Below are 10,817 nucleotides of genomic sequence, written 5' to 3'. Positions count from 1 at the left end.
TCCTAAAATTGGGTGAAGTTATCGTAGTACTCAACATCCTCATGCTCTTTTACTGCATCTCGAAAAGCAAAAAGACGCATTAACTCATCAAAGTCAGTACGTTCAATTTCTGGTAACGTCCAACCTGCTTCGAGTAATTGCGTCTTTAAATCTAATTCTCGATAAGTAATCGAATGTTTAAAAGAAGGATATTTGAGAGCTTCGCTTACTTTTTTTTCGTCTCCGTATAAGTTTCATCAAATCCTGCGGTAACAGATTTTAATAACTTTCCTGTCAATGGAGCAATTTCTCGAGCATCAATCCCTTGACGATAATCTTCACCAGTAAATTGTCCTTCAAACAAAGTATCTGCAATAAATGAATACGCTCGACTTAAAGCTTCTGACACTGATTTTTTGTCTACAGCATTTTGCATTCCTTCCATCACTTCTGCCGCTTCTTCTACAACTGGACCTGGTAGGAACTCAGCAGATTTGAATTGCACTTGTTTATATTTTCCATCTTCATTTTTTTTCATTAATTTAATTGTCGTTTGATATTTAGACATTATTTTTTACCTCCTGCAAGTTCTTCTTGTTCTGCTTCTTCAATTGGAATTGCTACTTTTGTAAACCAGTTTTCGATCATTGTTTGATCAACGCCTTCATCATCTTCATCAACTGAGTACATATATCCAAGTCCTGGTACATCTACAAATGAACCCTTCCAAGTTGGATGAGTAAAACTTACTTTACTTCCTTCAATAGTTGAAGTTTCATCTGAATCTAAAGCAAACTGCCCTTTATAAAAGACTGTATAACGATATTTTCCATTCGACTTTTTACGCCGATATGCAAAAGCCCCATCTTGGGCAATATCTTCTCCAGAGCGCAACGCACCACCTTTGACAAGTTTTCCTCCAGTGATTGCTGTTAAAACTTTATGACTATACCCATTTGCTTCTAATTCAACTTCTGCACCACCAAACGCAGTGAATTGATCTTGAACAACTGAATCACCATAGTCTTGTGTTGTTTCGTAATTAGCTGTAGGTTTGATACTAACTGCTGTTCCCATCGTCATTGCAGTATCATATACTGGAAGTTCTCCTGTCTCATCTTTCAAAGGAAACCAAGTAGGTTTTTCAACAGAAATAATTCCAGTTTTACTTCTTTTTTCTCCCATTTATTTTTCACTCCATTCAATATATTGTGGAAATCCTAATGTAAAGCGAATGTGTTGAACACCATCTGTTTCATCAGGTAAATAGTTTTCTGGAAATAGTGTTTGACTATCAATTGTAATCGTATTAAAAAAAGCCCCACAGCATGAGACTAATTCATTCACTAATTTTTTATCGGATTTATTATCAATCAATGCAATATCAATTAAGAAAGAAACATTTTGAACATCAATCCCTACATTTTCAGTCCCAGATTCCATTACTGATAAAACAAAGTAAAAATCTTTAGTTGACTGCATAACTGAATCAAGATATATTGCCCCATCTGGATATATTTCTTTTAATTTACTACTGATTTCAGCAATGATTTTATCTTTCATGTTATTTTCCTTTCTTAACGATTTTTATTGCCATTTGTTTAAATCTTCTAGGAATATAAGACATATTTGCAAGATTCGTTGCACGGGTCAACATAAACCGTCCTTTTACAAATCCACCATTTTTAGTCCTGTGTCCTTCTTCCACATACTTAAAGTAATGTTCATTATTTATAACTGCTCCAACAATACGACCAGTTGAAAGCTTCCTAGCTTTTACTACTCGATAACCACGTCTTAAATCACCTGATTTTACAGAAGTTAAAGGTTTAGCTAGGCTAACAACTTTATTCATCGAATCGTTTACAAAAGATATTCCTTCTTTTTGAGCAATTAAAGTCATATTTTTAAAATTTTCAATGATCTTTTCTGCATTAGATTCATATTTGAGATCACCCATTTTTTTCACTTCCTATCAAATTTACTTCACAATGACTAGGATAGTAAAAAGGCTTAGTAGCAAATATAGAAAAAATTAAGCCACTGGCCTTTTGAGTTATTGTTATTCGATCTCCTTTTTTGAGTTTAATCTTAGGATGAATAAATAATTTATATGTGTCAGTCGAAACATTTACCATTTCTCCATCTTCTATGACTGCTAGTCCATCGATTTGACCTTGTGAAAGAGCGCAAGGGATAGGATTATCATATACTTTTTTATAAACTTGAATAGTAATATTTGTATTAGAATCTTCAATGTCCATTAGTCTTTCGATAATACAACTATCTTCGTAAGTAGTTTCTAAAATATCTGCTTCATTCATTAAAAAAACTCCAATCCTCCACAACCAATAACCCTTCGTATCAAATCGCCATATCCTAGAAGTAACTCACTAACAGCATTCGCTGTTGACGCATAACTAATCGTCGTATCGCCACATCTAACTGAAGATACTTTTTTTCTGATTCATTTTTTATTATTTGATACAACACTTCACTAATCACGCTTTTTAACTTTTCCCATGAAACATCATTTTTACAACTATTGTATGATTCAATTTCTAGCAAAATTATTTCTAATAAATTAGTTATGCGTTCTTCACTCAAATCTGGAAAATCTTCTTTTATAGACTCAATGATTTCCGTTTTTAGCGATTCATCCATCAGATCACTTCCTAAATTTCATTAACATCAATTGCATCTTCCAAAATTGCAATTGCTTCTTTATCATCTATAGAAATGATAAATTCGTTATTTGAATCTGCTGTGATAAATCTACGAGTTTTAGGATGAACAAACCCAACAAAATTTTTAGTTTTACCTACTCTATATTTCACGACTTCATCTTTTTTAGTTTCATCTTTTTTTACCACTGTAATTCCTCCTATCAAAAAAGGGAGTACTAACTCCCATTTATTCAGACTTTAAATTTAAAATTGCCCCAGAGTTTGAAGCGTTGTATTCAAGAGAATATTCACCCACAAGACCGATACGTCTTGAATCAGTTGTTTTTGCAAGTTCTTCTGCTCTCCATTCACGTAATGGACGTAGTTTCACATAATTAGTATCGATTGCGGCAATTGTTCCTTTTGGCAATGATGGTTCTAGTAAAGCAATACCTGTGCCGTAATTAGACACGATATTTCCAATTTGCAATCCAAAAGTTACTCTTTCCCCGAACTGAACAATTTTTGTTGATTTTCCATCTAACTCATCAGTCATTAACTCCTGCATATCTGGAGAAATCAAGCATAATTTTTCTCCCATATAACCTTTTTCATACATCAATTTAAATAAACCATCGATATCTTTTCTTGTTACTGCACCCGCAGTAGCTGTTTCTGCCTTATTTGCTGAATTGATCAAGTTCAAAATTCCATTCATTCGACGACCTTTAGAACCATTTTCATCAGCTTTTACACCAGTAGTCAATTTTCTGTTCAAGTCAATTTTCATTTCCATACCACGTAGTGCTACTTGATTAGTTAACTCGTTTCCGACACCATTCACATTAATAGCATCTAATGTACCAGATACAGAGGTTGATTTTCTAAAAATTTCTGTATAGTTGTTAAACCAATTTCGACCCGATTCAGCATCTTGATAATCTCCGCCCTCAAGCTTTTCAGAAGAATCATCGTTGTTGATGTCATATTCACGCCATTTAATTTCTGTTGAATTTGCTTGCTCTGTCTTTCCAGCACCAAGTAAATAGCTTAAAAAAGGTGTATTTGGTACTTGCATAGCATTAATCGCTGGTGAAATATCCAAATACTCTAAATTATTTAAAGATGTTTTTTTCATAATTGTCACTCTCCTAATTAAATTGTTGTAGCATTTCGCCTAACTTACCCATTGGATCATCAATATTTTCTTGTTTATTATTAGTTGTTTGTTGCTGTTTTTTCGTACCAAACGCTGTCTGCATTTCTAGACTTTTAATTTCTTCGGAATGTTTCTCTTTAATAGATTCCAAAACGTTAGTAAAACCTTCCACAGCTTTTTTAGTGAATTCTGTATCAGAACTAACAAGATTATTTAACATAAATTGAGAAATAGAATCTTTTAACTCTCCATCTAGTTCTAGCCCAGCAATTTGTTCAGCAACAAATGCTTTGTTGTCACTTGTCACACGTAAAGCCTTCTCAGCTTCGAATTCAGCTTGTAATTTCTCTAGTTGTATTTGTTGAGGTGACTTGTTTTTCTTGGATTCCTCATATTCCTTGATAGTATCCTGTTTAATTTTATCTAGGTTATTTTGTTTCCAAGCTTCCAATTGCTTGTCAGCAACACTTTGAGATTGTGACTGAAGAAATTTTTGAGCTTCTTCATTAGATTCCGCAAAAGTTATGAAATCCTCAAAAGAAAACTGTGGATCGTCACCTTCGGCAAAGTATTGCAAATTCATTGGTATTAATGATTTGTTTTTCACGCTTATTCTCCTTTCGCCCCACGATTCGTTTTCACGCCCCGCATTGCTTTGAGTTTTAATAGTTGCGCCCCACCATTCAACCAAGCCCAGTATTGCGCTAGTTTAAGGTGATTTCGCACCAAGAAAAAGATAACTTATTAATTAAGTTATCTCAGACTGTAGACAAAAAGGAGTGGCTTAATTGCCAACTCCTTTTTGTTAGTATTTGTAGAAATTTGAAATAAAAAGCCTATTTACTAGACTTTCCTTCTTTGTAGTCAGTTCTAACAACAATACATCCCGTCTTTTCATACCAATTAACTGTTTCTTTTAAATTTGGTAATGTATGAGATAATAATTGAATCGTTAAATTAACGGTATTCTTATTAACTGGAGTATTCTCTTGATAATTAACAGTTTGATCGCCAATAACCACGTAGGCATAATTACTACCATTCCACTGATCTCTCAAGCCATTAGGATGATTCTCAGACTCAATAGCTGTTTTGTAGGCTTCTGCAATATCAGCTTTTACATTAATTGTTAGTACTGCTTCATGAAAATCTTTCATTCTACTTCCTCCGTTTCAAATTAATTCCAAAAGAATCATGTGCAAACTCATCTAATAAATCGCCAAATAATCGGTCATATTCTTCATCAATATCCTTTCCTAATTTTGGTAAATTAGGAACATCCGTACATCTGCAACGACTGTGAAAAGGTGCTCGATTCTCACCTATGACAGTATCTTTCAGTTTATAGGGATTCTTACTTGCCTTTCCTCCACAAATTCGGCAAACTCTCTCATCCTTTGCAGTTAAAACGTTGTATTCCTCAATACCTGTTTCTAAATATGATTTTTCAATACCATCTTGAGCAAATTTTGCATACTCCGTTCGAACGAGATTTTCTATCGCTTTGTTATACTTTGATTCTTCTAACTTAAACATGTCACAAATTTCTGAGTCTGTTCGTATGGTATTTAGTGCGTGTATAACACCTTCTCCACTAGCAACACTTTTTACAATAGCATTGGAGAGTTTCTGTTCGAGCGATGAAATATTTCCCCAAAGCCTCCTAGAAAAGGTTTTACCCGACCAAGGATAGTTTAGATAACTCTCTAATTCCGCTTGGGATAAATAATTCGGCAAGTCAACATTTAGCAATTGCGATAACACATTTGCATTTGAAGCATATGAACGTTGCAATATCTCTTCCAATCGATCTGAAAAATACTTGTTCACGTCTACATCCATTGCATGGTATGCAAGGATTTTAAAGATATCTGAACGTATCTGTAACAAACGATTAACCTTTGCATAATCAAAAGATGGAAAAAATTCATCGATAAACTCTTTGTATTTTGAATCGTACATTTTGAGAGATTTGTAATTTTTTTCCACATATTCACGATATTTTTTTGATCACTTTTGCTGTAAAACTCCATCATTTCAGCATAAGTAATATCATGTAAGTCTGCTTGAGATAATAGTTCTGCTTGTATCTCTTTCAGCGCTTCAGGAAATACACTAGCTAATTTTTTAAGTGTCTGATTTTCTTGTTTGAGCCTTGCTTGATCCTCCAGTTCTCGACGTTTGGTCCAATACTTCGTTTCTATCGTCATTATTGCCACCTCCGCCAAAATTGTATTCACTATCTGGATAAGCATTTCCACTTTCCAACTCCATTATTTCATTTTCATAATCAACATCTGTCACAAAGGGAATTTGTCTTTGAATGGTTCGTTTGGATACATAAGGTGCAAGCTTAGGTAAAGCTTCAGCTAAATAACTTAGATCAGTTGGCAAAGATCTAGAGAAAGTAAAAATAATTTTTTCTGGCTCAATTTCTACTTTGTCATGAAACTTAAGAAAAGCAGCAATTGTTTCTGCGCATTCTTTCAATCCTTCTCTAAAATATTGTTATTTAGTATTTGTTTTTGCTTCTAGGCTAATGATTTGCCACTTACGAGCTTCTCCAGAACTGTTTGATTTAAACACCTCATCATTAAAATCGATTGCTTTACAAATGGTGTAAAATTGTTTTTTCAATAGATCCATATGATATTCATTGAAATCTTTCGCTAAATCTTTGGTGACATATTCTGCTTTTGCTGTAGGGTCTTTTAAGTTAATAATCCCTAGCTGATTCATCATTTCTTTAGCAGTGTCTTTGCTCATTGTCGTACCAGTAACAAGCATGTACGCAAGCTTAAATTGTTCGATTTCGTTTTGTTGATCAGACAAAGCACGATCAATCGCATCTCCAATTTCCTCGGCTACTTCAAAATCACAATAACGATTCGTATTATTTTTAAATTCGGATAAATTAATCACTTCTAAAGGATTTTTTGTTTCATCGATTTTTTTGAATGTTCCGTTAGTAATAAAATTTAAATCACCATAACAAGCATATGTCGTAATTTCATTTCTAGTTATAACTTTCATTTCTTGGAAAAACTTTTTCTGATAAGAGTCATACTTTTCTTTAATATAGATTCCAGCATTTCCATATCTTTCAGCTCTCCAAGGCTCAATATTGCTTGCTCTTAACTCCCAACCATCATCTCCTTCCACAGGCTCTAACAATCGGAAAGCTACTCCACATGCACCTTGGAAAGTGGCTGTCTCAGGGTCAAGCATTGCAAATCTCATGGAATCAAGATTGCTTATTAATTTGTTAAAAGCTTCTGGAACTGTTGGAAGCTCTGTATCATTTTTTAAGAATTTATCTTTTAATCTTTGAATGAGTGTTCTTTTTTGTTCCGATACATCGTAATCCCATTTAATAGGTATACCAGTAAAATGATTGACTGCTTGATCTACGACAATCGAATACATACCAGCATGAAGTTTATTATTAACCTTTACAATATCAGTGTTAGGCTTTGGTCTTTTGTCTATTTCATTCTTTTCGCTAGTATACGCTAGATATTTTCTTTCACGATCAGCAAAAAATGGTTTCATATCTTCTATAAAACCATTCGGATCAAACATTCTATCTTCAATTTGTGTTGCATATTTAATACGTAGCTTCTTATATCTCTCTAAAGATAATACTGTACTAATCAAAAGCTCACCTCCTAAAATTGAATAAATTGATAGTTACTTGGTGGCTCATAAAATGCTAAAGCCAACGCATCAGCAATATCTGGACTACCAATGTTTCGCTTTTTCATATCATCTTTACTTTCTAAACGAATACGACTTCTACTCGTCATTTTGAATTTACGTGTACTCAGTTCTTTAATCAACGATCCATCATCAGGCAATTCAATAATCGGTTGTTCACCGTTAAGATTTGCTGTCATATTTTCTTCTAACATTTCCTTGATATTTCCCCATAGCTGAGTACCTAAATTATCGTAAAAATCGTCTTCTGATGTTGCACCATTATTCACTCCAAACACCTCAAAAGGATAATGATTATCTTCTATCAGTTCTTCGAGGCGATCGGTTACACCGCCTCCGACACCAGTGTCATCGACTTTAATCATCACTTTATCAATACTGGGATATTGACTCATTAGATTCTTGGCCATATTGATGACATATCCTGTTGTTTCCATGGTGCTACGTTTTGAATATTTCTCATACTCTAATGCCCTAGTAGCAATTCTAGGGAAAAGAATCGTAGAATCATCACCATACCGAGCTACGTCGACACCTATATGAGCAACCGTTGTTTTATTGACTAAAGAATCACTAATTTGTTTTTCTGTAGCCAATTCTACCGTTTCAAGACTGATAAATGAATCCAACGCACCTTTAGGAAATTCTCCAAAAATACGGACACGAGCAACGTCGCTTTCTTTTCCATACTTTTTAAGAATCATCTCTATGTTATCTTTGTTTGTGCGTTTACTATCGTAACTAGATACTTTATGGACTCTGTATTTATCACGGTCTGAATTGTGGGAATCGTAAAAGACACCTTCAATATTATTTGGGTTTCCACACATCAATAGCTTATTATCAAAACCTGATAGCGTACCAAGAATAGCTTCCATAATTGGATCAGACACACCAGAAGCTTCATCTACAACAATCAACATATGGTCCTCATGAAAACCTTGCATATTTTCTGGCTTCGTTGCTGTTCTAGCTGTAGCAAACCAACGCTCTGAATCATCAACCATATAAATTTTGGTCTTTGTCCACTTCAGTAAGTTTTTGATCAAGCTATCATTTAACCATTTAGCTACTTCCGCCCAAAGTACATCGTAAAGTTGTTTCATGGTTGGAGCTGTAGCAATCACTTTTGCGTATGGTCGATAAGTTAAAAACCAAAGTATTGCTCCTGCTTCTAATGCTGTTTTTCCAACCCCTTGTCCAGAACGAACTGAAACCTTTGGAAATTCAGCCAAATCATTCAAAACACTTTCCTGCCATTCATCAGGATCTAACCGCAATATATCTTGGCAAAAAGCTACTGGCTTATCATAGTAATAATCAATCGCAACACCTATATCAGCAAATGGGATAAAATCATTGCTCATTCTCTCTCACCGCCCGTTTATTTGCTGCATTTAAAACTGCTTGCTTCCATTCTTCCACTTCTTCGCCAGAATTATTACCGCCAATATCTGCTATTTCAGCTTGAATTTTCTCGGTTTGTGCTTTCATTAAATCAGTCTTGTAATCTGTTATATATAGTTCATTCATTTGCTTAATGGCTTTAGATAACTGATTGCTAATCCGAGTTAATGAATCTTCAATTGAAAGAATGTCATCTATTTTTCGATAAGTCTTTCTTGAAATCTGTACGTCTTGCATAACCTCACGCTTGATTTCTAGCTTTTTACCATCCTTTTCGATTGGTGTTTTAATCTTTCGCAGTTGTTGCAGGCGATCAATCTCTTCATCGTTTAAACCAGCCTCGGCTTGCTGAATTCTTTTCATCATTCGAAACTGCCTTATCTTTAACAACCGTATTTCCTCATACAAAACAAAAGAAGGATCATTATTCAAATTAGAATAGATGTCCTTCTCTTCATCGCTTAATGTTTCGTAGAATATGGTTTCATACTCGCCAGTTTTCAAAGCGTTCTTGTTTCCTACTGGCGGTGATGCCTTTTTATTTCCTTTGTTACCTACTGCATTCTTATTACCTTCAGGCGCACCCCTATTATTTAGTTGCACCCCTTCAGTTGCACCCCCTCTTTGCCATCCGTAACGTTTCCGCCATGATTTCAAAGTATTTAAGGGAATAGAAAGTTTCTCAGATATTTCTTTATATTTCAAGCCTTCTTCATACATTCGCTTAGCTTGCCCTTTATTACCCATACACCATATAACACCACCTCACAATTCTCACTAATTGAGTTTTGTTTTCTATTTTCCTTTTTTCGCTCTATCCCATTCTATTTTTAGATATAGAGCAATGGTTTTTGAAAAAAAATCTATAGCTTCTTGATAATTAATCAAGCTATCATCAATTTTATCTAATTTAGACTTGTATTTAGGAATAAATGAATTCTTTGCTACATAGTCATGCTCTTCACCTTCTAAATGCTCTATAGGTGTACTAGTTAATTTATCAAGTTCAGCCTCTCCTTTTGATAACGAATAATAAAAATTATCTTCGTATATTTTATTTAATAAACCAGTATAATATTTCTTTTCATTGATGATATTATTGTAATTATCGTCTTTATACAATTCTGTCAAGCATTCTATATATCTTCGTATATATGGATTCTTAGAATCATTTTCATTCGCCTTATCCAAAAGTATATTTTTTGCTGAATTTGATAACTCAATTTTACTTTTTTTTATATATATTTCTTCACTTATTTTTTTATTTTTAGTTGTTTTTTTCTCAGTTTCAGTTATATCTGTTTTTGAATTAAAATACAACTTCAATAATTCAGTTATCTCTTCAATCTTCGTCCACTGCTCATAATATACTGTTTCTCTTTTTTGTAAAGAAAGTAAAACAGATATAAGCTCTGATGATTTTTGTCTAACTTCTGTTATCCATCTTATTCTAGCATTTGCCTTTAAATTAGCATCTATTTGTTGCTGAGCAATCTCTTTTTGAAGTTTGCTATTTTTACTTGAACTCCTATAAGCTAAACCTGCAGCTACAAAACTAGCTAAAGCAGCAAAACTTGACCACATAAAATTACCATTATGGTCAACAAAAATATTTAAAATCATCTTTTGTCCTCCAATATTTTTAATTTAATTATCCTCTAACTATCAATATCTTTCAACATAAGATAAGCTCCATTCAATATCTTTAAATCGGAAACTTCATTAATTTAAATTGCATTTGTATCCCTCAAATTCTTGTTTATGTTTTCTTGAATATTCTGCTCACTTTTTTGATTTGTACTGATTGAACTACTCTAATTAGATCATTATTATTTGTTTGTGGATACCTATTAGACAGTGATACGTACCAGTAGTTTCTCATTATGTAA

At 33.6% G+C, this 10,817-nt stretch carries 12 protein-coding genes and 3 pseudogenes; all 15 read right to left on the bottom strand.

Annotation, left to right across the window (positions count from 1 at the left end):
- Window positions 1-205: 205 nt before the first annotated feature.
- The 15 genes and pseudogenes from AB3I42_RS03100 to AB3I42_RS03030 all read right to left on the bottom strand — a co-directional run bounded on the left by AB3I42_RS03100 (window position 206) and on the right by AB3I42_RS03030 (window position 10,551).
- Complete coding sequence (locus AB3I42_RS03100) at window positions 206-547, bottom strand: hypothetical protein (protein WP_081123700.1); 342 nt, start codon at window positions 545-547, stop codon at window positions 206-208.
- Window positions 547-1,164: a major tail protein gene (locus tag AB3I42_RS03095; RefSeq protein ID WP_063627281.1), complete on the bottom strand. Its 618-nt coding sequence runs from the start codon at window positions 1,162-1,164 to the stop codon at window positions 547-549. The genes AB3I42_RS03100 and AB3I42_RS03095 overlap by 1 nt, the downstream gene beginning before the upstream one ends.
- Window positions 1,165-1,542, bottom strand: coding sequence for a DUF6838 family protein (locus tag AB3I42_RS03090; RefSeq protein WP_086272852.1), 378 nt, complete (start codon window positions 1,540-1,542; stop codon window positions 1,165-1,167). It abuts the gene before it with no gap.
- Between the two features lies 1 nt (window position 1,543).
- A complete protein-coding gene (locus tag AB3I42_RS03085) occupies window positions 1,544-1,939 on the bottom strand; it encodes an HK97 gp10 family phage protein (protein WP_368022260.1) in 396 nt (131 codons plus the stop codon).
- Window positions 1,932-2,303: a hypothetical protein gene (locus AB3I42_RS03080; protein ID WP_086272854.1), complete on the bottom strand. Its 372-nt coding sequence runs from the start codon at window positions 2,301-2,303 to the stop codon at window positions 1,932-1,934. The genes AB3I42_RS03085 and AB3I42_RS03080 overlap by 8 nt, the downstream gene beginning before the upstream one ends.
- A pseudogene (locus tag AB3I42_RS03075) lies at window positions 2,303-2,643 on the bottom strand (hypothetical protein). The gene AB3I42_RS03080 and the pseudogene AB3I42_RS03075 overlap by 1 nt, the downstream one beginning before the upstream one ends.
- Window positions 2,644-2,654: 11 nt before the next feature.
- Entirely contained in the window at window positions 2,655-2,870 is a 216-nt protein-coding gene (locus tag AB3I42_RS03070) for a hypothetical protein (RefSeq protein ID WP_002311614.1), read from the bottom strand.
- Between the two features lie 22 nt (window positions 2,871-2,892).
- Window positions 2,893-3,783 carry a DUF5309 family protein gene (locus AB3I42_RS03065; protein ID WP_368022259.1) on the bottom strand — a complete coding sequence of 297 codons (891 nt, stop codon included), beginning with the start codon at window positions 3,781-3,783 and terminating at the stop codon, window positions 2,893-2,895.
- A 13-nt stretch (window positions 3,784-3,796) separates the two neighbouring features.
- Entirely contained in the window at window positions 3,797-4,411 is a 615-nt protein-coding gene (locus AB3I42_RS03060; RefSeq protein WP_238652733.1) for a DUF4355 domain-containing protein, read from the bottom strand.
- 229 nt (window positions 4,412-4,640) lie between these two features.
- The gene (locus tag AB3I42_RS03055; protein ID WP_368022258.1) at window positions 4,641-4,961 is read right to left on the bottom strand and encodes a hypothetical protein; all 321 of its coding nucleotides are present in this window, start codon (window positions 4,959-4,961) and stop codon (window positions 4,641-4,643) included.
- A gap of 1 nt (window position 4,962) precedes the next feature.
- Window positions 4,963-6,014 (bottom strand): annotated as a pseudogene (locus tag AB3I42_RS03050) (minor capsid protein).
- Window positions 5,932-7,461 (bottom strand): annotated as a pseudogene (locus AB3I42_RS03045) (phage portal protein). Before AB3I42_RS03045 ends, AB3I42_RS03050 begins: the two co-directional pseudogenes overlap by 83 nt.
- Window positions 7,462-7,472: 11 nt before the next feature.
- Window positions 7,473-8,888 carry a DEAD/DEAH box helicase family protein gene (locus AB3I42_RS03040; protein WP_368022257.1) on the bottom strand — a complete coding sequence of 472 codons (1,416 nt, stop codon included), beginning with the start codon at window positions 8,886-8,888 and terminating at the stop codon, window positions 7,473-7,475.
- Window positions 8,878-9,675 (bottom strand): phage terminase small subunit, encoded by a 798-nt coding sequence (gene terS / locus AB3I42_RS03035; protein WP_368022256.1) that lies wholly within the window; start codon window positions 9,673-9,675, stop codon window positions 8,878-8,880. Before terS ends, AB3I42_RS03040 begins: the two co-directional genes overlap by 11 nt.
- 48 nt (window positions 9,676-9,723) lie before the next feature.
- Window positions 9,724-10,551, bottom strand: a complete 828-nt coding sequence (locus AB3I42_RS03030; RefSeq protein ID WP_368022255.1) for a hypothetical protein — start codon at window positions 10,549-10,551, stop codon at window positions 9,724-9,726.
- Between the last annotated feature and the right edge of the window lie 266 nt (window positions 10,552-10,817).

This window comes from Enterococcus sp. C53 (assembly GCF_040887425.1).
Lineage (GTDB): Bacteria > Bacillota > Bacilli > Lactobacillales > Enterococcaceae > Enterococcus_B > Enterococcus_B hirae.
This window is presented reverse-complemented; position numbering and strand designations above follow the sequence as displayed.

What these genes read in the sequence shown, in the direction of transcription:
- AB3I42_RS03100 (WP_081123700.1), bottom strand. Translation starts at nt 547, where the DNA reads ATGTCTAAATATCAAACGACAATTAAATTAATGAAAAAAAATGAAGAT.
- AB3I42_RS03095 (WP_063627281.1), bottom strand. Translation starts at nt 1,164, where the DNA reads ATGGGAGAAAAAAGAAGTAAAACTGGAATTATTTCTGTTGAAAAACCT.
- AB3I42_RS03090 (WP_086272852.1), bottom strand. Translation starts at nt 1,542, where the DNA reads ATGAAAGATAAAATCATTGCTGAAATCAGTAGTAAATTAAAAGAAATA.
- AB3I42_RS03085 (WP_368022260.1), bottom strand. Translation starts at nt 1,939, where the DNA reads ATGGGTGATCTCAAATATGAATCTAATGCAGAAAAGATCATTGAAAAT.
- AB3I42_RS03080 (WP_086272854.1), bottom strand. Translation starts at nt 2,303, where the DNA reads ATGAATGAAGCAGATATTTTAGAAACTACTTACGAAGATAGTTGTATT.
- AB3I42_RS03065 (WP_368022259.1), bottom strand. Translation starts at nt 3,783, where the DNA reads ATGAAAAAAACATCTTTAAATAATTTAGAGTATTTGGATATTTCACCA.
- AB3I42_RS03055 (WP_368022258.1), bottom strand. Translation starts at nt 4,961, where the DNA reads ATGAAAGATTTTCATGAAGCAGTACTAACAATTAATGTAAAAGCTGAT.
- AB3I42_RS03040 (WP_368022257.1), bottom strand. Translation starts at nt 8,888, where the DNA reads ATGAGCAATGATTTTATCCCATTTGCTGATATAGGTGTTGCGATTGAT.
- terS (WP_368022256.1), bottom strand. Translation starts at nt 9,675, where the DNA reads ATGGGTAATAAAGGGCAAGCTAAGCGAATGTATGAAGAAGGCTTGAAA.
- AB3I42_RS03030 (WP_368022255.1), bottom strand. Translation starts at nt 10,551, where the DNA reads ATGATTTTAAATATTTTTGTTGACCATAATGGTAATTTTATGTGGTCA.